The organism is Desulfoluna butyratoxydans, from assembly GCF_900699765.1.
GTDB lineage: Bacteria > Desulfobacterota > Desulfobacteria > Desulfobacterales > Desulfolunaceae > Desulfoluna > Desulfoluna butyratoxydans.
The window spans coordinates 22,078-42,688 of the sequence record NZ_CAADHO010000015.1; the positions used below are offsets into that span (position 1 = coordinate 22,078).

The following is a 20,611-nucleotide window of genomic DNA, read 5'->3' on the forward strand; positions in this document are numbered from 1 at the left end:
ATAGTTAAGAAAAAAATCTGTGTCGGCCCCTTGAGGCCATGCCCCAACCAGGTGATACGACCACGCCTTGCCGCGCCGGGCAAGGCGATACTGGCGTGTCATCGGCATGGAACGAGGTGACGGCGCCGATTGATCCATAGAAGCTTTCATCACAGCGGACAGGAGGAGTTGGATGCTGCGTGCAGCGCGTTAAGGGGCGTTTCTGTCAACTGTCAACCCTGCTATGATGAAAGATGCGGCACGTGCCGCTTTAAAACAGTCGGTGTTCCAGGGTTCTTGTGGGATACCGGCCCCAATCAACCGCCTGAACAGCAGGCGGATACCGAGGTAGTTAGTTATGTCTGAGAACAGAGGCACGCTTTTTGGCATTGGCGTAGGTCCGGGAGATCCCGATCTCATCACCATGAAAGCCGTCAAGGCCATGCAAGACGTGGATGTCATCTTCACGGCATCCTCATCCAAGAACAGCTTCAGCCTGGCAGTGGAGATCGCCAGGCCCCACCTCCCCGAGCACCTGGAGGTGGAGATTCTCCCCTTTCCCATGACCAGCGAGCAGGGCGTCACCACCAAGGCGTGGAAAGAGAACGCCGATCGCATCGCCGAGGTTCTGAAGGCCGGTAAAAACGCCGCCTTCCTTACCCTGGGTGATCCCCTGACCTACTCCACCTTCGGGTACATCCTCCAGTACATGAAAGCCGATCACGCGGAGTGCCCCGTGGTTACCATCCCCGGCATCACCTCCTTCCAGGCCGCCGCAGCCCGCATCAATACCCCCCTTGTGGAAGCCGAAGAGTCCCTTGTGATCACTTCCGGCGCCTACGGGGGCGAGCATGTCCGCAGGGTTGCCGCCACCTCCGAGAACGTGGTGCTCCTCAAAGCCTACAAAAACGTGGACGACATCGCCGACGCTCTTTCCGACAGCGGCCTGATGGAGAACAGCTGTGCCATCAAGAAGTGCGGCCGCGAAGGTGAAGAGATCATCTGGAACGTCGGCGACCTCCGTGAGGTCAAGCCCGATTACTGGACCCTCATCATCGCCAAGCAGAAGAACGGGCTGGCAAACTGAGATGGCCGGAAATCGCAAGGGAAAAGGCAGCGGTAAAGCGCTGGCGGTCTCCCTGGGCGTAACGGCAGCCATGATCGCAGCAGGGATTGTCTGGATGGACGGGGTCACCCCCCACGTGGTGGTGACCCGCGTCTTCAAGCCCCTGCTGCGCCTGATCTGCTTTATCTCCCTGGGGCTGGTCGCAGGCCAGGTCATCGAATCCACCGGGTGGACGCGCTACCTTGCCAAGGTGGCCGGGCCGCTCTTTCGGTTCGCGGGCCTGGGGGAGCGCTGCAGCGCGGCCTTTACCACGGCCTTTGTCTCCGGGGTGGCGTCCAATTCCATGCTCTACGGCTTCTACAAGGATGGTACCATCAGCCGCAGGCAGCTCTTCATGGCCAACTTCCTCAACCAGTTCCCGGCCTATTTTCTTCACCTGCCCACCACCTTTTTTATCGTGATTCCCTTGGTGGGCAGGGCCGGTCTGGTCTACTTCGGCCTCACCTTCACGGCACTTCTCCTGCGCAGCGGGTTTCTCCTGGTGCTGGGCCATGCCATACTGGACGGTGAAAAAGGCGGAACCGAAGAGGTTGAGGGCAAAGAGCCCACGGCCAAGGGGTGGGATGCGGTGAAACAGGGCATCCGAAAACGCTTTCCCAAGCGTGTGTCCACCATCATCACCTGGGTGATTCCCATCTACGTGGCGGTCTTTTTCGTGCATCGACTGGGCTTTTTCGACTTCATGAACGAAGCCCTGGCACACCTGGCCGTCTCCAGGATCATGCCCGTGGAGTCCCTCTCTGTGGTGGTGCTTGGTTTTACCGCCGAGTTCTCCTCCGGCTTTGCCGCGGCAGGCGCCTTGCTCGATGCCGGGGTCCTCACCGTCAAGCAGACGGCCCTGGCCCTTCTCATCGGCAACATCATCGCCTTTCCCATTCGGGCCGTCAGGCACCAGCTGCCCCGGTACGCAGGTATCTTCTCCCCGGTCATGGGGACCCAGATCCTGCTCATCGGTCAGTTTCTGAGGATAGTCTCGTTGATGGTCACAGGGGTTCTCTATTACTGCCTTGTTCCGTAAGAGAGACCCGTTAGGTTTTCTTAAATATGGCAAAAAAACGAACATTACGAAACGGGTTCACCACGGGAACAGCCGCAGCCGCGGCCGTGAAGGGGGCCTTAAGCCTCCTGTTCACCGGGGTGTGCCCGGAAAAGGTCCGCATCGCGTTTTTAAGCGAAGGCCATGTGGACATTCCCCTGGTCTCCTGCGAGATGGACGGGGAGACTGCCGTGTGCACCGTCATGAAAGACGGCGGTGACGACCCGGACATTACCCGCAACGCCATTATCGGCGCGCGGGTACGACGGGAAGAAGCCGCCGAAGACGACCTGGTGATTTGCGGGGGGCAGGGGGTGGGGCGGGTAACCCGGCCCGGCCTGGAAGTCCCGGTGGGCCAGGCCGCCATCAACCCCGGCCCGGTGAAGATGATTCGAGCGGTTGTGGAGATGCTCAGGGCTGAAACCGGGGAGTCCGACCCTCTGGTCGTTGAGATCTTTGTTCCCGATGGCGAGGAGATGGCCAAAAAGACCCTCAACAGCCGCCTGGGCATCGAAGGCGGGATCTCCATTTTAGGTACCACGGGCATTGAGCGGCCCCTTTCCCACGAAGCCTATGAAGCCACGGTGCGTTCCTCCATCAAGGTGGCCAAGGCCATGGGAGCCCACAGCGTGGTCTGCACCACCGGGCGACGCAGCGAGCGGTTTGCCATGGAGGTGTTCCCGGAACGTGCCGAAACCTGCTTCGTGCAGATCGGCGACTTCTTCAAAAGCTCCATGGAGACGGCCGGAGCCCAGGCCATGGACGTGATCCTGGCCGTCTTTTTCGGCAAGGCCGTGAAGATGGCCGCAGGCATTCCCCACACCCACGCCGCCAAGTCTGACCTGAACCTTCGGTTCCTGGCCGACCTGGTGGAAGAGATGGTGGACGACCCCGAGCTGGTGGCCAAGGTGGCCGCCTCCAACACCGCCCGGGAGGCCTTTACCTATCTTGCAGGGCCCTGCCCACAGGTGGTGGACCGCGTGGCCGAACTGGCCGCAGCATCTGCCAAAGGGTTTGCCGGAGGGGAGGTCACGGCCCGGTGCCTGATCTTTGACTTTGACGGAAACGTGGCAAGCGACAGCCGGAAGGAGACGGTATGAACCAGTCCATTACGGTCATGGGGTTCGGCCTGTCGGAGAGGGATCTCCCCCAGGCCTCCCTTGCGCTGATTTCGGAAGCAGACGTGCTCGTGGGAGGAAAGCGCCACTTAAGCGCCTTTCCCGACACATCCGCTGAAAAAATCGTCATCCAGGGCAAGATGTCCGATGTTCTGGACCGCCTGGAAGCGAAGGTGTCCCAGGGCAGCAAGGTGGTGATCCTTGCCTCGGGGGACCCCTTGTACTACGGCATCGGCTCCCTGGTGACAAAGCGCTTTGGTGCCGACGCCGTGCGGGTGATCCCCAACGTCTCGGCCGTTGCCGGTGCTTTTTCCCGGCTGGGCCTTTCCTGGCACGACGCCGGGGTGGTGAGCCTCCATGGCAGGGGGCCGACTCCCGAGACCCTGAAGAGCCTTCTGGTCCACGACAAGACAGCGGTGTTCACCGACCTTACGAACAGCCCGGACAGCGTGGCCGCCCGGCTCATGGAGCAGGGCGTCACAGCCCGCGCCTGCCATGTGTTCGAGGCCATGGGCACACCGGAAGAGAAACACACCGAAGCCTCCCTGGAAGGCATTGCCGCAGGAGCCTTTAGCGATCCCAACATGATGGTCGTCCTGGGGGCCGCCCTTGCAGAGCCGCCACAGGCCATCGGCCTGGGCATGCCCAGCGAGGCTTTTGCCCATCAGCGCGGCATGATCACCAAGCCCGAAGTGCGGGCCGTGACCCTGGCAAAACTGGGGCTCGAAGGTCACCAGGTGCTCTGGGACCTGGGGGCCGGCAGCGGATCGGTCTCCATCGAAGCTTCCCGGTTCGTGAAACAGGTGTGCGCCGTGGAGCAGAAACCCGAGCGCGTGGCAGACATCCGAACCAACATCACGCGCTATGGCGCAACAAACATGACGGTTACGGAAGGGGCTCTTCCCGATGCCGCCCAGGATCTCCCCGACCCGGACGTGGTCTTCATCGGAGGCGGCGGTAAAAACCTGGACGCCATCATCCGCATGGCCTCAGACCGCATGGGAGACAACGCACGCATGGTGGTCAACACCGTGCTCCTCCAGAGCCTCGGCACCGCCGTGACCGCCCTTGAAGACGAAGGGTTCAATGTGGAGGTGCTGCACATGAATGCAAGTGTCTCCACCACCGTGGCCTGGGACATGATGCTCAAAGGAACCAATCCGGTCTTTATTGTCACCGGAATACGAGGAGAAGGTTGATGACTGACGTACGACACCCCATTATCTTTACCGGGGCAGGCCCCGGCGACCCTGAACTCATTACCGTCAAGGGCAAGCGAAGCCTGGAAGAGGCCGACCTCGTGATTTTTGCAGGGTCCCTCGTCCCCGAGGAGCTCCTGGTCTGGACCCGGGAAGGCTGCGAATGCCTGAGCAGCGCCTCCATGGACCTCGACGGCATGGTGGAAAAAATGGCCGAAGGCCACCGGGCCGGCAAAAAAGTGGTGCGCCTCCACACCGGTGACCCCTCCCTGTACGGCGCCATCGACGAGCAGATGCGCGACCTGGACAAACTGGGAGTGCCCTACACCGTCATTCCCGGCGTCACCGCAGCCTTCGGGGCCGCCGCCGCCATGAAGATGGAGTACACCCTCCCCGAGGTGACCCAGACCCTGATTCTCACCCGCGCTGAAGGCCGCACCCCCGTGCCCGAAGGCGAAACCCTGGACGCCCTGGCCTCCCACGGCGCCTCCATGGCCATCTACCTCTCCAGCGCCCTGGCGGAAAAAGTCTCCAGCCAGCTGGCCGCCCACTACGGGGAAGAGTCCACCTGCGCCGTGGCCTACCGCGTGAGCCAGCCCGATGAGAGGATCATCTACACCACCATCGGTAAACTGCCCGAGACCATGAAAAACGAAGGCATCCGAAAAACCGCCCTCATCATCGTGGGCAAAGGCGTGGGCGACCACAACGCCGCCAAATCAAAACTCTACGACGCCACCTTTACCCACGAATACCGTGACGGGGTGGAAAAGGCGTAAAGGGACAAGGGCAAAAAGCGCCTCCGGCGGGCAGGGGCTGAGCCCCTGCACCCCCAGGTTGCGAATGCTCCCGGCCTTCGTTCCTCAGGCCGATCACATTCGCTTACGGGCTGCGCCCGTGGTGGATGCCGAGGACAGGGGCACTCTTCGGTATCTGGATGACTTCGTTCCCAGGCTCCGCCTGGGAATGCTCCACGGAGGCTCTGCCTCCACGCTTGAGATCACGTCTTTCGGCAAATTTTATTCGTCATGCCGTTGCTTTTGACACCGGCAAGGCGGAGCCTTGCAGCCGACACTCCCAGGCAGAGCCTGGGAGCGAGAAAAGGCCTCTGGTCGCTGAAGGCATGGTGGAAAAACCGATTATCTACAAGCTACGGTAACGTATCCAGCGATTTCGACGCTTGCAGGCCGGTTCGAATGCACCCTGATCGTTGATGTCGGGCGAAGCCCGAGCCGAAGGCCCTTGCGATTTGGCCCGAGGAACGAGGGACAAATCGCAAGGGCAATTAGCTTTCGAGGTGGCTCACCTCGCCGCCGGAGGCATGCTTTTGAAACTGATTGTTACCACAAGAAGGCGGAAATGAGGGATCGAACGGTAAAAATCTGGGCTGTCACGGAAAAAGGCGCGCACCTGGGCCAGAGGTTGTGTGCCGCCCTGGACGGCGAGCTGTGCCTGCCGGACAAGCCCTGGGCATCCGGGTTTTCCTCGGCACGCACTGTGTCGTCCTTAGGGGAGGGGATCGCATCCGGGTTCCACGGGGCTGGCGGCCATGTGTTTGTCATGGCAACGGGCATTGTGGTGCGGTTGATCGCGTCCCTTTTGAAGAGCAAGGCCCAGGACCCGGCGGTGGTGGTCATGGACGAGGCGGGGCGCTTTGCCGTGAGCCTGGTGTCCGGTCACATCGGCGGGGCGAACCGCCTGGCGCAGGAAGCTGCGGCGGCTGTGGGCGCGGTGCCGGTCATTACCACGGCCACCGACACCCACGGCATTGCCTCGGTGGACGGGGTGGTGTCCGAGCGGGGGCTGGTGGTGGAGAACCCGCCTGCCATCAAAGCCGTGAACATGGCCCTGCTGGAAAAGAGAAAACCCCTGCTCTGGGACCCCATGGGGATCTATGCCGACATGGCGGATCTCTATGTCCCGGCCGGAGAACGGGCTGAAGCCGATGTGGTGGTGGACTGCTCGTCGGACCCGGCAAAAGAGGGGGCCCTGGTGATCCGGCCCAGGCGCGTCACCGTTGGGGTGGGGTGCAACCGGGGCACCGATGTGGAAGAGATCCTGGAGGGCGTTGAAAAAGCGTTTCAGGCTGGGGGGATTTCCCCTTTGTGCCTGAAGGCCATGGCCTCCATTGACGTAAAAGCCGATGAAGAGGGGATCCTTAAGGCCGCCGAGCGCCTCGGGGTATCCCTCTCGTTTTATACCAAGGACCAACTCAGCGGTACCGACGGGGTGGTGACCCCTTCGGCGGCCGCTTTAAAACACGTAGGAACGGTGAGTGTATGCGAAGCAGCAGCGATTCAGAGTGCAAGGATGGGATCCCTTGTGGTGCCCAAGGTGAAGGGGAAAAATGTAACGGCGGCGCTGGCAATGGCGTCCTCTACATTATAGGCATCGGCCCCGGCAGCGTGGACCACATGTCCATGCGCTGCGTGGACGTGATCAAAGGCGCGGACGTCATCGCCGGATACACCGTCTACGTGGACCTCATCAAAGAGTTCATGGACGGCAAAGAGGTGATCGCCACCACAATGAAAAAAGAGGTGGACCGCGTCAAGGCCGCCGTGGAGACGGCCCTTACCGGCAAGAAGGTGGCCCTGGTCTCCAGCGGGGATCCCGGCATTTACGCCATGGCAGGGCTGGCCCTTGAGATCATCAAGGAGAAAGGGGTCTCTGCCCGTCGTCCCGGCTGCGGCACCCCGGAAGAGGGCGACCTCACCGTGGAAGTGGTGCCCGGTATTCCTGCTCTCTCTTCAGGCGGCTCCCTGTTGGGCGCGCCTCTGACCCACGACTTTGCTTGCGTCAGCTTAAGCGATCTCCTCACCCCCTGGGAGCTCATCGAAAAGCGCCTCAACGCCGTGGCCGAGGCCGACTTTGTCATGGTCATCTTCAACCCCAAGAGCAAGAAGCGTAACTGGCAGCTGAACAAGGCCCAGGAGATCGCCCTGAAGCACCGCAGCGGAGACACCCCCGTGGGCATCGTCAAGAGTGCCATGCGGGACGCCCAGGAGGTGACCATCGTGCCCCTGAAAGACCTTCACGAAGCCGACGTGGACATGCTCACCACTGTGTTCATCGGCAACAGCGCCTCCGAAGGGTACCTCGATTTTATGTTTACCCCCCGGGGCTACGGAAAGAAGTATGATCTGAAATCTTAATGTTACGATTCAGCTTATGCCTCCGGCGGCCCTGCCGGGGGCCAAACTTTTGAAAAGTTTGATAAACAGGTCATCAGAAAACGGTAGAATGAATATCATTTTAAAGGCGGATGCGATTTGACCCGAGGAACGAGGGGCAAAGCGCATCCGCAACCTGCTTTCAAGGTGGCACACCTTGCCACCGGAGGCAGCTTTTGATGAGCTGAATCGTTACAGCTTAACCGACAGGAACCCATGAGGCGAACCATGGAAAAAGGGTACATCCAGGTCTACACAGGCAAAGGCAAGGGCAAGACTACGGCAGCCATCGGCTTGAGCGTCCGGGCGGCCGGGGCCGGGTTCAAGGTGCTCATCGCCCAGTTCATGAAGCAGGGAGATTACTCCGAGATCAAGGCCCTGGAGCGGTTTGACGACCTGATCACCGTGCGTCAGTTCGGCGCCGGGGGCTGGGTCAAGGGCAAGCCCTCGGACAAGGAGAAGGCCCGGGCCCGGGAGGGGTACAACCTTGTGAAAGAGGCCCTTTCCACCGGGTCCCATGACGTGGTGGTCATCGAAGAGGGAAACCTCGCCGTCAAGTATGGCCTCATCACCCTGGAGGAGATGCTGGGCCTCATGGAGATGAAGCCCCACGGCACCGAGCTCATCATCACCGGGCGCTACGCCCACGACGAGGTCATGGCCCGGGCCGACCTGGTGTCTCAGATCGAGCCCGTAAAGCACTATTTTGCCGACCAGGGCGTCAAAGCACGTGTTGGCATCGAAAAATAGCAGGGGCACAGGCGGGTTCCTCAGGTACGTCACATGTGCTGACGGGCTGCGCCCGTGGTTTACGGTGTGGGCGGTGAATGACATTTTGTATTTATGAAATATCCGGGGTAGGGCTTAAACAAAACATGAACAGACAAGTCCTGCATGAATGCCGCTGTGATTTAACCCGAGGAACGAGGGTTAAAGCGCAGCGGAAACCAGCTTTCAAGGTGGCTCACCTTGCCGCCGGAGGCATTTTTTGAATGAAAAAAGCTGACGATCAGAAGAAGTTGGCCCGCTGTATTGCCGTGTTCGGCACGGGCTCAGACGTGGGCAAGAGCGTGGTGACCACCGGGCTCTGCCGGCATTTTGCCGAGCAGGGGCTCAAGGTGGTGCCCTACAAGGCCCAGAACATGTCCAACAACTCCGGGGTGACCCCCGAGGGGCTGGAGATGGGGCGTGCCCAGATCATCCAGGCCGAAGCCGCGGGCGTGGTGCCCTCGGTGCTGATGAACCCGGTGCTGCTGAAGCCCACCGGGGAGACCGGCTCCCAGGTGGTGCTCATGGGCAAGGTGGACGGGGACGAGTCCGCCGCCGCCTACCACAAGAAAAAGGAGCGGTACTTCAATGTCGCTGCCGAGGCCCTGGATCGTCTTCGGGAAGAGAACGACCTGGTGATCATGGAAGGGGCCGGTTCCTGTGCCGAGGTGAACCTCATGGACGGGGACATCGTGAACTTCCGCATGGCCGACTACGCCGATGCCGACGTCATCCTCGTGGCCGATATCCACCGGGGCGGGGTCTTCGGGCAGGTGGTGGGAACCCTGGCCTGCCTGCCGGACCACTACGCCGATCGGGTGAAAGGGGTGGTCATCAACCGGTTCCGTGGCGATATCTCCCTGTTTAAAGACGGCTGCGACTGGATCGAGACCAAAAGCGGAAAGCCTGTCCTCGGGGTGCTTCCCTGGTACACCGATTTTCATATCGGCTCCGAGGACTCGGTGGTCATCGAGCAGCCCAGGGGGCGCTCGTCCCTTTCGGGTACCAAGCCCGCAGGGGCCGTGATCCGTCTTCCCTTTATCTCCAATTTTACCGATTTCGAGCCCCTTATGCAGCGGGACGAGATCGAACTCTGCTACCTGGATCGCCCCTGCGACCTCTCTGAATTTGCTTTTGTCATCATCCCCGGATCCAAAAACACCCGAAAGGACCTGGCCTGGCTCAAGGAGACGGGTTGGGACGCACGCATCAAGGTGTTCTCCCAAAAAGGGGGGCACGTTGCAGGTATCTGCGGCGGCTACCAGATCCTGGGAGAGAAGATCGAGGATCCCCAGGGCGTGGAAGGCGCGGCCGGAACCGAAGAGGGCTTGGGGCTCCTGCCCGTTGCCACGGTGATGAAGGCGCCCAAGACCACCACCCTGAGCCGGTTTACTTATAAAGGCATCGAAGGCAGCGGCTACGAGATCCACATGGGCACAACCTCCCGCCACGGCGGAGACCCCCTGGTGGCGGTGCTGGAGCGCAACAGTGAGCCCGCAGGGGATCACGACGGCTGCATGGCCCCGTCCGGAACGGTACTGGGAACCTACATGCACGGCATCTTCGACACCCCGGCCATCGTGGACTCCTGGCTTTCCGATATCGGCATCGACGTGCGTCCCTCCGACACCGCAGGGGGCCTTGACGCCCGCCAGGAAGCCTACGGCAGGCTTGCCGAACACACACGAACCCACCTGGCCATGGATGCCATTGATACCATGGCGAAAGGAGAGGCCTGAATGGGCTCCTTTACCTTTGTCACCGGAGGCTGCCGGAGCGGAAAGAGCTCCCACGCCCAGAAACTTGCCGAGTCCCTTGCATCGGACAACCGACTCTACGTGGCCACCCTTCAGCCCATGGATACCGAGATGGAGAGGCGCGTCACCGATCACCAGGCACAAAGGGATGACTCCTGGTACACCATTGAGGAGCCCTACGACATCGTCCGGGTCATTGAAGAGGAGCAGGACAAGGCCGAGGTGATCCTCGTGGACTGCATCACCCTCTGGGTGACCAATCTTTTCATGGCTGAGCAGAGCGAAGAAGAGATCTTAGGGTTCGTGGACGAGTTTGCCGAGGCTGCCGCAGCCTCCAAGGTGCCCGTGGTGACCGTTTCCAATGAGGTGGGCATGGGCATCGTCCCGGACAACACCCTGTCGCGTCAGTTCCGGGATATTCAGGGCGCGGCCAATCAGCGACTTGCCGCACGGGCCCACAAGGTTGTCTTTACGGTCTCCGGAATTCCCATGACGGTGAAGGGGTGAGCATGAAGAGCAAGGAATACGTGCTGGATCTTAAGTCGGCCATGCAGTTTTCCACCATCCTTCCCGTGGGCGCGGGCAATGTGTTCCGCCCCGTGGGCCAGGTGGCCATGTTTCCCGTGGTGGGGCTTATTCTGGGCGGTATCCTCGCCTTTGCGGACGCCATCCTTTCACACATCTGGCCCCCCATGGTGGTGGGGATCCTGGATACGGTGCTGCTCATGGTCCTCACCGGCGGATTTCACCTGGACGGCCTGGGGGACACGGCCGATGGCCTCTTCAGTCACCGCCCCAAAGAGCGGGTCCTGGAGATCATGAAGGACAGCCGCAGCGGTGCCATGGGTGTTCTGGCCATGATCGCCATCCTCTCCATGAAGTGGGCGGGCCTTGCCTCCATGAGCGCACCCGGCTGGAGCCGGGCCCTGCTGCTCATCTCTATCCCCGCCCTTGCCCGGGGCAGCCAGATTTTCGGTATCGGCCTTTTGCCTTACGGCCGCAAAGAGGGCACCGCCCACGACCTCTTCGGGGACGTGCCCCTGGCAACGCGTCTTCGGTTTATGATTATTCCCGTTTTGCTGGCCCTGTGCACCGGCGGCCGGGGTGTGATGGTGCTTCTGGTCTATGCCGCCATCACCGCCGTGCTCCTTGCCTGGTACAAGAAAAAGATGGGGGGCATCACCGGCGATATGCTGGGCGCCATGACAGAGATCTCCGAAGGGTTTCTCTTCGTGGCCGCCGCCGCAGCCCTCTAAAAGCATGCCTTCTATGGTTAAAGTGGGCAAGAAAAGCCTGCCTTCGGCGGCCAGGTGGGAGCACCTGGAAATCCTATGGCGAATGCATGGAGTCAGGCATCATGCAAACGGTTTCGGGGCATTCGCGTGATGTTTGACATGGGGCAACCATTTTTGCGGGAGAGGCCCATTTCATTCTTTACCAAACCCGGTGGGGCATAGGTGACTATTCTGGCTTTCAGGCTCCGCCATGTTGGTGTGAATCATAGCGGCACATTGCATATAATTTTCAGCGTGAAGCGAGTTCAATCGTGGAGGCAGAGCCTCCGTCTATCATTCCCAGGCGGAGCCTGGGAACGAAAGCAAATGACTGAGGATATCGTTATCCGTGTCTTTTGAGGTCATTCGCTTCGGGGGGGGCGTCCGCCAACCGGTGTTGCCGGGACACCAGTGTCATTATGGAGCGCCGCACTCCGGTGCGGCTTTTTTATCCGTCGTTACCCGTGCCGCATAGGAGTGCGGCGCTCCACATACGACGATCAAGGCGCATTCGCAACCTGGGGTATCGCGGATTAACCCCTGGCCACCGGAGGCCTTGCTTTTGACTTTTTGATTTTTACAGGGTGTGCCTGACGGGCCATTCGGTGTATATTTGAAAAAGAATGAAAATCCATGAAAAATAAGGAGTTCGGGTTATGATAATCGGTCATGGAGGCAACATTTACAAGCTGGCGAAGGATCTGGGGGTAACCCCTTCTGATATTACCGACATGAGCAGCAACCTGAACCCTCTGGGGCCGCCTGAAGGGCTCATGGAGCATCTGGCATCCAAACTCTCCACCATTGTCAGCCTGCCGGAGGTGGATGCAGGGCATATCAAGGAGCTGCTGGCGGAAAAGTACGGCATTTCAGCTTCGTCCATTTTGGCCGGTAACGGCACCACCGAATTTATCTATGCCATCCCCAGGGCCCTTGGGACCAAGCGGGCCCTTATTGTGGGGCCCACCTACGCGGACTACCGGGATGCCTGCGAGATGTACGGGGCGGATGCGGATTTTCTTTTGACCCGCAAGGAAGACAGGTTTGCCATGGACACCATGGACATTGCCGAAGCCGCTGACGGCTACGACACGGTGTTTCTCTGCAACCCCAACAACCCCACGGGCACCATGGCCACGCCTGCGGCCATCAAGGCCATGGCCGAGTCCCGGCCCGACATCCGGTTTGTCATCGACGAATCCTACCTGCCCTTTGCCTGCGACGCCTACGGACAGAGCGTGGCCCGGTACGGCCTGGCCAACGTGGTGACCCTGAACTCCATGAGCAAGGTGTTCCGCATCCCCGGCCTGCGCGTGGGTTTTCTCATGGCCCCTGAGGCCATCATCGCCGAGTTTTCCAAGTACGTGCTTCCCTGGTGCGTCAACGCCATGGCCCAGTCGGCCGTGAATTTTATCCTCTCCGGCGGAGAGGCCATCGACACCTTTCTGGAAGAGACCCGCGCCTACGTCAAAGGCGAAAAAGATCGGTTTGTGGCCGCCCTTGATGCCATGGACGGGATTATCCCCTACGGCGCTGAAACTTATTTTGTCATCTGCGAGCTCACCGGCGAGAATACCGCAGAAGGCCTCTGGGCCGCCTTGGCCGAAGAGGCGTTCCTGATCCGCGACTGCACCAACTTCATCGGCATCGAAGGCGAGTTCGTCCGGTTCTCCCTCAAAGACAAAGAGACCAACGACAGGCTCCTCGGGCTGCTGAAAAAGCACCTGAAGTAAGCTGGCGTGCAAAACACAAAAAAAGGTGCCCCGGTTGTCCGGGGCACCTTGAATGCCATGATGGTTTGTTGATTGAACGGGCGGTGCATTTAGATCTGCCCGCATCGAAGCACCGTGCGGGTTTTCCTGATCCATGGATAAGTCATCAGCCCGTAGGGTGTACTCTGTGCACCAGAATACGTGCGAACTATCAATCGCTGCCTGTACTCGCCTGAACCAGCATCTGCTCGGGGCCATTGCCCTGGGCCACAGCGGGGCGCTCTTCCCACGGCATGGTCTCCACGTAGAGGGACTGGCTCGGGAAGGCAAACCCGGATCCTTCCTCCTCCACGATCTCTTTGATGGCGCAGATGAGCTCCTCTTTTCTCTCCAGCCACTCTCCCCAGACCGTTGTGCGGGTAAAACAATAGATTTTCAAATCGATGGACGAGTCCGAGAAGTTGTCGATGCGAACGAACAGGGGTGCCGACGGCGGGTTGACAAAGCCTTCGTGTTCGGTGATCCAGGCCTCGATGCGCTGCCGGATGGCCTTGAGCTGGCTTACCGTGGTGCGGTACTCCAGGCCCACGAGCCAGGAGATGCGGCGGAAGGTCATGGAGGTGAAGTTGGTGACGGTGTTGTCCGAGAGCAGGGTGTTGGGGACAAAGACCGGGGCCTTGTCGAACCTGCGGATTCGGGTGGAACGGAAGCCGATCTGCTCCACGGTGCCCTCCACCACGCCGTTGACCTGAATCCAGTCTCCGATTTTGAAGCGGCGCTCGGCAAGGATCAGGATCCCTGAGATGAGGTTCTTGAAGAGGTCCTGGGCCCCCAGTGCCACGGCCACACCAAAGAGTCCGAGACCGGCGATGATGGGGCCGACGCGGATACCCCAGATCTCCAGAATGGTGGCACCCCCGATGAGGGCCAGGGCAGCCCGTGTGGCGTTGAAGAACCAGTCCAGAAGGGATCGGTCGAAGATCGATTCCAGTTTCTTGAACAGGTGCGAGATGGGCAGGATGATGTTGAAGACGCTCCAGAAGATGGTGAAGGCCACCAGGGATCGGATGAGCTTGTCCAGAAGAATGGCGGCAGCGCCTTCAAAGCCCAGATATTGCCTGGCGAAAAAGAGGCCAAGGACCACGGGCAGCAAGTTCAGGGGCGGCTCCAGGGCCGTGAGGATTTTGTCGTCCAACTCGGAGGTTGTCTTGGCCGTCAGCCGTTTCAGGCGTCTCAAGATGGCCTTGGAGATGGTTTTCCGGAAAAGGAGGAAGGCCAGGAAGATGAGTGTTGCCACCAGGATGCGGCCGATATCGATACCAAAAAGACCGTTTTGCCAGACATCGAGGACCAGGTCACCAAAGGCTTTCAAGTGTTCCATACGTGTGTGCTCCCAAATTGCGGGGGTCAATATAGTTAATAATAAAGTAACTGCTCAGCTCAAAAAAACCTCCGCCTTTGCCCAAAGGCAACGGCGCGACAAGAACGTTTGGTAAACAGGTATTTCGCAGGCTTTTTCGGGCTCCGTCGAAACAATACAGCCATAGTTACCTTCAAAACGTTTTTTGCGAAGCTTTTAGTCAAAAAAGCGACCCGCCGGAGGCATACTGAATAGTTACAAAATAAAAAGATATATCATGGCCTTTTTTTTCACCGACTTCAAGACCGAAATTGAGGGGATATCTTCTCTCCTTTCTTGACATTACAAAGGGCTTTCACTAATTCAGTGAGGGGACGCGGCCAATGGCCGTTCTTCCAGTTTTCATAAAGACAGCAACATCAAATAAGGACGATTCATGTTTCCCATTTCCGAGTGGTACATCCTGCCTGCAGCCTTTCTCTTGGATCTCCTTGTGGGGGATCCCGCGTTTATTCCGCATCCCATCTGCTGGATGGGCAACCTCATCAGCAAGTCCGAGGCCTTTTTCAGGCGCCTGAAGGTCCCCACGGTGGTCTCCGGCGGGTTGTTTACCGTCTGCATGGTGGCTGTTGTGTGGGCCGTTGCCACGGCGGTGATGGCTGTTGCGTCCTATGTGCACGCGGATCTTGCCCGGGTGGTGGAGATTCTGATGATCTGGTTTGCCATCTCCACGCGGTCCCTGAAAAAAGCGGCCCTGGCCGTGTCCGACGCCCTGCGCATGGGCGGGCTCGAAGCGGCCCGCGCCAAGGTGGGGATGATCGTGGGGCGGGACACCTCGCAGCTCGATGAGCGGGGCGTGCTCAAGGCGGCGGTGGAGACCGTGGCCGAGAACCTGGTGGATGGTGTGATCTCCCCTCTTTTTTTCGCAGCCCTGGGCGGGGCACCCCTGGCCATGACCTACAAGATGGTTAACACCCTGGATTCCATGGTGGGGTACCGAAACGAGACGTACATCGCCTTCGGCAAGGTTTCGGCCCGGCTGGATGATGTGGTCAATTTCATCCCGGCACGGCTCTCCGTTTTTTGCGTGGCCGCAGCCAACTACGGCATTGCCCGACGCTGGAAAGAGATCCTGCGCGCTGCCTTCCGGGACGGCCGCAACCACCTGAGCCCCAACGCCGGGTATCCGGAAGCCTCCTTTGCCGAAGCCCTGGAGGTGACCATGGGAGGGCCCTCCGTCTATTTCGGCAAGGTGGTGGACAAGGACTACATCTGCGAAGAGTACAAAGAAAACCCCTACGTACCGGCCACCGTGGAGAGTGCCTGCCGTCTGATGGTCTGGTCGGCCGCGGTGTCCCTTTTCGGGGCCATGACCCTCGCTCACCTGATGAATATGGTGGCTTGACCACGGGTGGGTGTGGTATAGATTATCCTTTTTGATTCAACCATGTAGGATGCGGACGGATGCGGGCAGTGCCTGCGTCCGGCGACTGCGTTCTGCGATGACCACAATACGGTCCGGAGTCCGGATTATCCCGGGGTGCGCGGGGAGTGTCGCACCGGAAGTGAAGCCAAGAGATTTAACGCATGAATATCGCATTTGATTTGATGAAGGTAACGGAGGCCGCAGCCATTGAAGCGGCCAAATGGGTTGGCACCGGACGCAAGAAAGCCGGAGACGGTGCGGCGGTGGCCGCCATGCGCCAGGCGTTTTCAAACATCAACCTGGCAGGCCGCGTGGTCATTGGCGAGGGGGAAAAAGACGAAGCCCCCATGCTCTACACCGGTGAAGAGGTGGGCAACGGCCGCGGCCTTGCCGTGGACATTGCCGTGGACCCCGTGGAAGGCACCAACCTTATGGCCCTGGGGCGTCCCAACGCCATCGCCGTTCTTGGTGCAGCACCCCGCGGCTCCATGTACGATCCCGGCCCCAGCTTTTACATGAAAAAGCTCGTGGTGCCCAAAGAGGCTGCCCAGGTGGTGGACATCGACGCCCCTGTGGAGGACAACCTGGACAACACGGCCAGGGCCCTGGGCAAGGATGTCCGGGACCTGGTGATCTTTGTCCTGGACAAGCCCCGTCACGTGGAGCTGATCCAGCGTATCCGTGCCAAGGGGGCCAGGGTTCAGCTCCACACCGACGGTGACGTGGCAGGCTCTCTCATGGCTGTGACCCCGGATTCCGGCGTGGACATGATGATGGGCACCGGCGGCACCCCCGAAGGCGTGATCTCTGCCTGCGCGGTGGTGGCCCTGGGCGGGGCGATCTTCGGCCGCCTGGATCCCAAGACCGAGGAAGAGCGGGACACCGTCATCAAGTACGGCACCGACATCAATAAGCTTCTTACCACCACCGACCTCGTGGACAGCGAGAAGGCCTGCTTTGTGGCCACCGGCATCTCCGGCGGCACCTTTTTGGCCGGTGTGGAAAACGACGCCTCTGGTATCGTGACCCACTCCATGGTCCTTGACGGCGGCTCCGGCCACCTGTGCATGGTCCGTTCCGTCCACACAAACATGGTGTAATCCGCACGCAAATGACCGGAGTATTGCTCCTTACGCTCTTTCTGTATAACCGCACCTTTGATTGGAGAACTCTATGATCATATTGAAAAGTGCCGATTTGTCCCGGCGGCGATTTACCAACATTGTGGTCCCGGTGTGCGAAAAAAAATCCATTACCGCCGAGGCCCGGCTGGCAGCCCTGGTGGACGATGCCCTCTCCCTGCCCGAGTTTGAAGGCAAAAAGGATGACGCTCTGGTGCGTTACTCCACCGGAGGCATCAAGGCCGAGCGCCTCATTTTCCTCGGGCTCGGCAAAGCCAAGCAGGTGACGGAAGACGATCTGCGCCGCATGGCGGCCAATGGCGTCAGGCGCGCTCTGGACCTGGGCCAGCCCAAGGTGGCCATCGTGATGCCGGACATCGAAACCCTCAAGATGGATCGAGAGAGCCAGGTCACCGCTGTCATCGAAGGTGCGCTTCTGGCCAACCACTTTTTCCATCGTTATCGGGGGAAAAAGGAACGCAAGGTCAAGGCCTTGTCGGCCATTGAGGTGCTCATCGCCCGCAACGAGGTGAACCGCCTGCGCCCTGTGGCTGAAAAGGCCGTGACCGTGGTGTCCGGGGCTCTCTTGGCCCGGGACTGGGTTTCCACGCCCCCCATGGACAAGGTGCCTGAAAAGTTTGGGGCCATGGTGGAAAAGGCCATGGAAGAGGTCGGGGTCTCTGTGGAGATCAAGGATCACAAGGAGCTGGCCCAGATGAAGTTCGGGGCCATGCTCGGGGTTGCCATGGGCAGCGACAGCCCGGCGCGTATGGTGGTGGCCGATTACAACCCCGAGGGCGCCACCAAGACGGTTGTCCTCGTGGGCAAGGGCGTCACCTACGACTCCGGTGGCCTCAACCTTAAGCCCGCCGAAGGCCTTAAGGGCATGAAGAGCGACATGGCAGGGGCGGCAGCCGTTGCCGGGACCCTCTACAACGTGGGGCAGCTCCGGCCCGATGTGCGCGTGATCGGGGTCATGCCCCTGGTGGAGAACATGCCCTCAGGCAGAGCCCTGCGCGTGGGTGACGTTTTGAAAAGCGTCTCCGGCAAGACCATCGAGGTGGGCAACACCGACGCCGAAGGACGGCTGATCCTGGCCGATGCCATGGCCTGGGCCACTAAGACCTATAAGCCCGACCTCATGATCGACCTGGCAACCCTCACCGGTGCCTGTATGGTGGCCCTTGGCCAGGACATCGCCGGTGTGTTTACCGCTGATGAGAGGCTCTCCAAGGCCCTGATGCGCTCTTCTGAGCGCGTTCACGAGCGTTGCTGGCCCCTTCCCATGCCCGAGGATTACAAAGCCCACCTTAAGAGCGATGTGGCCGATATTGCCAACATTGCAGGCCATCGCTGGGGCGGGTCCTCCACCGCGGCTCTCTTTCTCTCGGAGTTCGTGGGCAAGACCCGCTGGGCCCACATCGACATCGCCGGGCCTGCCTTCACCCAGAAGGACTCTCCCTATGTCCGCCCCGGGGGCACAGGCTTCGGGGTTCGCCTCCTCTGCGACCTGCTGTTCGGCGAGGAGAGCTCCCTGACCCTTTGATAATTTTTTCTTTTTAAAAGATAAACAACAATAAGGCCGAATACCCGCATGGGTGTTCGGCCTTTTTTGTCTGTAACCCCAAAAGATGCCACCAGGTTCGGGAATGCACTATCGCCATAGCGTGTCGTGCCGTAGTCCGATGCCGTTGGTTAAATGGGGACACATTGATACGGGCGCAGGCAAATTCTTCAGGCTCCTCACATTCCCTGACGGCTTTGCCCGTTCTGGATATCGAGACCGTATCAGGGGCCCTTCGTTCCCAGGCTCCGCCTGGGAACGCTTTCTCGGAGGCTCTGCCTCCATCCCCGATTCAGCCGGAGCCTTTGGTCTGTGTCATGGATTGCATGGGGTTCTCGATACCGGCAAGGCGGAGCCTTGCTCCCAGCACTCCCAGGCAGAGCCTGGGAGCGAGACAGATAAAGTGAGAGTCTTCCGGTACAAAGTGGGGGGCATCTTATTTTCGTTCCCAGGCTCTGCCTCCATGTCCGATGCAGACAGAACCTGTGCCCTTCGCCACCCATTGCTTGGTTTTCCACACCGATAATTCTGAGCGTGGCTCTGGACAAGACGTGTACACGTTAACCAGGAATGCCGCCGTGTTTTAACCCGAGGAACGAGGGGGAAAGCGCTGGGGCAACCAGCTTTCAAGGTGGCTCACCTTGCCGCCGGAGGCACGGTTATTCCTTTTTTTTGTTGTACTGTTTCATCACCGGGGAGAAGCCTTCGAGTTTTTTAAGGCGTTTAAGGCCCGGGGGGACGCCTTTGTCGATCTCTTTGAGCATGATATCGAGGATGGCAGGAAAATTGTCGGTCTGGATGGCGCCGCCGTGGGCCAAAAGGAGGTGGTTGACCTCCAGGTTCCGGAGTTTTTCGATGCTTTGGCGCATTTCGGGTCTCATGGAGACGGGGAAGGGCGGGCGAAAGCTGCTGCCCACCTTCAGGATGACGTCGGCGGCGTAGAGGGTTTTGCTGTGGGCGTGGTAGAGGACCACGTCGTGGGCGGTGTGGCCCGGTGTGGCGATGACCTGCCAGTCTTCGAAGCCGGGGAGGCGGTCCCCGTCTTTGAGGGGGTGGTCAAAGGTGAGGTGTTTTTTGTACCAGATCCACTCAAAGGGGTATTTCATGGCCCGTGCCACCACATAGCCCAGGAGGGTGTCGATTTTGTGCTGGAGGCCCCCGGAAAATCCTGCATACCAGCGGTTGATCTCGTAGGGGGCGGCAACGGGAACGCCGTGGCGGCTGCGGAGGGTGTGTGCGCCCCCTGCGTGGTCGGGGTGGGGGTGGGAGGCCACGGCGAGTTTGAGCTGACTCATGGGGCGTTTCAGGCGACGTTTCATGACCTGTTCGATGCGGGGTACGTCGCTTCGGCAGCCGGAGTCGATGAGCAGGACCTTTTCTTCGTACACGGCAAGATAAAGGGTCTCAATGAAGCCGTCCACCACATGGATCGTGAACATGGGGCGCATTCCTTTGATAGCGGGTCGTCTGTAGTGTGGTAGTTAAAGTTAACTTTAAGGTATGGCGCGGAATGCTGTCAAGGCATCATTAAACGATGACGCGATCAGGCAATGATGTCGGTCTTGGAGGGTTTTCGTTTATCAGGGGTCTTGGCCTGGAAGTGGAGGCAGGGCTGCCCCGAACTCTTCCGTACGGTGATAGAAGGGAGCATAGGGCCTTTAAAGCCCATTTTGCGGCATCCGTAGGGGTGACGGTTGTCCCAGGTAATAAAGAAGTGGATACAGGCCCTGCAGTTGATTCGAGGGAGTGTGGTCATGGCAATCACGCACAGGGGCAAATCAAAAGGTGCCCCGGTTGAAGGTTATGGGTCTCGGGTGATTTGTTACCACAGCCATGGGGTTTGAACAAAACAAAAAAGCCGCCGGATATGAATCCGACGGCTCTTGCTTTTAAATGGTGCCGAAGGGGAGACTTGAACTCCCACGGGTTGCCCCACACGGCCCTCAACCGTGCGCGTCTACCAATTCCACCACTTCGGCAAAATGTGAGAGCGTTATA

Annotated in this window: 18 protein-coding genes and 1 tRNA gene; 15 read left to right on the forward strand and 4 right to left on the reverse strand. The window is 59.7% G+C overall.

The genetic code is table 11. The features are described 5' to 3' along the window. The first annotated feature begins 337 nt into the window (after nucleotides 1-337). The 12 genes from cobI (at nucleotide 338) to MSL71_RS24820 (ending at nucleotide 13,163) form a co-directional block, all read left to right on the forward strand. Nucleotides 338-1,066: a precorrin-2 C(20)-methyltransferase gene (gene cobI / locus MSL71_RS24765; protein WP_180146679.1), complete on the forward strand. Its 729-nt coding sequence runs from the start codon at nucleotides 338-340 to the stop codon at nucleotides 1,064-1,066. 1 nt (nucleotide 1,067) lies between these two features. After that, entirely contained in the window at nucleotides 1,068-2,123 is a 1,056-nt protein-coding gene (locus MSL71_RS24770; protein WP_180146682.1) for a nucleoside recognition protein, read from the forward strand. A 26-nt stretch (nucleotides 2,124-2,149) separates the two neighbouring features. Continuing rightward, a complete protein-coding gene (gene cbiD, locus MSL71_RS24775) occupies nucleotides 2,150-3,241 on the forward strand; it encodes a cobalt-precorrin-5B (C(1))-methyltransferase CbiD (RefSeq protein WP_180146685.1) in 1,092 nt (363 codons plus the stop codon). Continuing rightward, nucleotides 3,238-4,458: a precorrin-6y C5,15-methyltransferase (decarboxylating) subunit CbiE gene (gene cbiE / locus MSL71_RS24780; RefSeq protein WP_180146688.1), complete on the forward strand. Its 1,221-nt coding sequence runs from the start codon at nucleotides 3,238-3,240 to the stop codon at nucleotides 4,456-4,458. The genes cbiD and cbiE overlap by 4 nt, the downstream gene beginning before the upstream one ends. Next, nucleotides 4,458-5,237, forward strand: coding sequence for a precorrin-4 C(11)-methyltransferase (cobM, locus tag MSL71_RS24785; protein ID WP_180146691.1), 780 nt, complete (start codon nucleotides 4,458-4,460; stop codon nucleotides 5,235-5,237). The genes cbiE and cobM overlap by 1 nt, the downstream gene beginning before the upstream one ends. Before the next feature lie 580 nt (nucleotides 5,238-5,817). Further along, nucleotides 5,818-6,846: a cobalt-precorrin 5A hydrolase gene (locus MSL71_RS24790; protein ID WP_180146695.1), complete on the forward strand. Its 1,029-nt coding sequence runs from the start codon at nucleotides 5,818-5,820 to the stop codon at nucleotides 6,844-6,846. Nucleotides 6,847-6,878: 32 nt separating this feature from the next. Further along, nucleotides 6,879-7,613: a precorrin-3B C(17)-methyltransferase gene (gene cobJ, locus MSL71_RS24795; protein WP_281374552.1), complete on the forward strand. Its 735-nt coding sequence runs from the start codon at nucleotides 6,879-6,881 to the stop codon at nucleotides 7,611-7,613. 246 nt (nucleotides 7,614-7,859) lie between these two features. Next, nucleotides 7,860-8,381 (forward strand): cob(I)yrinic acid a,c-diamide adenosyltransferase, encoded by a 522-nt coding sequence (locus MSL71_RS24800; protein ID WP_180146701.1) that lies wholly within the window; start codon nucleotides 7,860-7,862, stop codon nucleotides 8,379-8,381. 242 nt (nucleotides 8,382-8,623) lie between these two features. Then, the gene (locus MSL71_RS24805; RefSeq protein ID WP_180146704.1) at nucleotides 8,624-10,138 is read left to right on the forward strand and encodes a cobyric acid synthase; all 1,515 of its coding nucleotides are present in this window, start codon (nucleotides 8,624-8,626) and stop codon (nucleotides 10,136-10,138) included. Continuing rightward, a complete protein-coding gene (gene cobU / locus MSL71_RS24810) occupies nucleotides 10,139-10,663 on the forward strand; it encodes a bifunctional adenosylcobinamide kinase/adenosylcobinamide-phosphate guanylyltransferase (protein ID WP_180146707.1) in 525 nt (174 codons plus the stop codon). It abuts the gene before it with no gap. A gap of 2 nt (nucleotides 10,664-10,665) precedes the next feature. Continuing rightward, the gene (cobS, locus tag MSL71_RS24815) at nucleotides 10,666-11,412 is read left to right on the forward strand and encodes an adenosylcobinamide-GDP ribazoletransferase (protein ID WP_180146710.1); all 747 of its coding nucleotides are present in this window, start codon (nucleotides 10,666-10,668) and stop codon (nucleotides 11,410-11,412) included. 674 nt (nucleotides 11,413-12,086) lie between these two features. Then, nucleotides 12,087-13,163: a threonine-phosphate decarboxylase gene (locus MSL71_RS24820; protein ID WP_180146713.1), complete on the forward strand. Its 1,077-nt coding sequence runs from the start codon at nucleotides 12,087-12,089 to the stop codon at nucleotides 13,161-13,163. Between the two features lie 190 nt (nucleotides 13,164-13,353). Here MSL71_RS24820 and MSL71_RS24825 read toward each other — a convergent pair whose 3' ends face one another. After that, on the reverse strand, nucleotides 13,354-14,523 hold the full coding sequence (locus MSL71_RS24825; RefSeq protein ID WP_180146716.1) for a mechanosensitive ion channel family protein: 1,170 nt from the start codon (nucleotides 14,521-14,523) through the stop codon (nucleotides 13,354-13,356). A gap of 415 nt (nucleotides 14,524-14,938) precedes the next feature. Here MSL71_RS24825 and cbiB point away from each other — a divergent pair, with 415 nt between their 5' ends. The 3 genes from cbiB (at nucleotide 14,939) to MSL71_RS24840 (ending at nucleotide 18,595) form a co-directional block, all read left to right on the forward strand. After that, nucleotides 14,939-15,907 carry an adenosylcobinamide-phosphate synthase CbiB gene (gene cbiB, locus MSL71_RS24830; RefSeq protein WP_180146718.1) on the forward strand — a complete coding sequence of 323 codons (969 nt, stop codon included), beginning with the start codon at nucleotides 14,939-14,941 and terminating at the stop codon, nucleotides 15,905-15,907. 182 nt (nucleotides 15,908-16,089) lie between these two features. Beyond that, nucleotides 16,090-17,028: a class II fructose-bisphosphatase gene (gene glpX, locus MSL71_RS24835; protein WP_180146720.1), complete on the forward strand. Its 939-nt coding sequence runs from the start codon at nucleotides 16,090-16,092 to the stop codon at nucleotides 17,026-17,028. Nucleotides 17,029-17,101: 73 nt separating this feature from the next. Then, entirely contained in the window at nucleotides 17,102-18,595 is a 1,494-nt protein-coding gene (locus MSL71_RS24840) for a leucyl aminopeptidase (protein ID WP_180146721.1), read from the forward strand. A 677-nt stretch (nucleotides 18,596-19,272) separates the two neighbouring features. On the opposite strand, the gene MSL71_RS24845 is transcribed toward MSL71_RS24840, so the two are convergent. The 3 genes from MSL71_RS24845 to MSL71_RS24855 form a co-directional block, all read right to left on the reverse strand. Further along, complete coding sequence (locus MSL71_RS24845) at nucleotides 19,273-20,052, reverse strand: MBL fold metallo-hydrolase (protein WP_180146723.1); 780 nt, start codon at nucleotides 20,050-20,052, stop codon at nucleotides 19,273-19,275. Between the two features lie 104 nt (nucleotides 20,053-20,156). After that, nucleotides 20,157-20,369, reverse strand: coding sequence for a uracil-DNA glycosylase (locus MSL71_RS24850; RefSeq protein WP_180146725.1), 213 nt, complete (start codon nucleotides 20,367-20,369; stop codon nucleotides 20,157-20,159). Between the two features lie 138 nt (nucleotides 20,370-20,507). Beyond that, nucleotides 20,508-20,592, reverse strand: a tRNA-Leu gene (locus MSL71_RS24855). Nucleotides 20,593-20,611 lie beyond the last annotated feature (19 nt).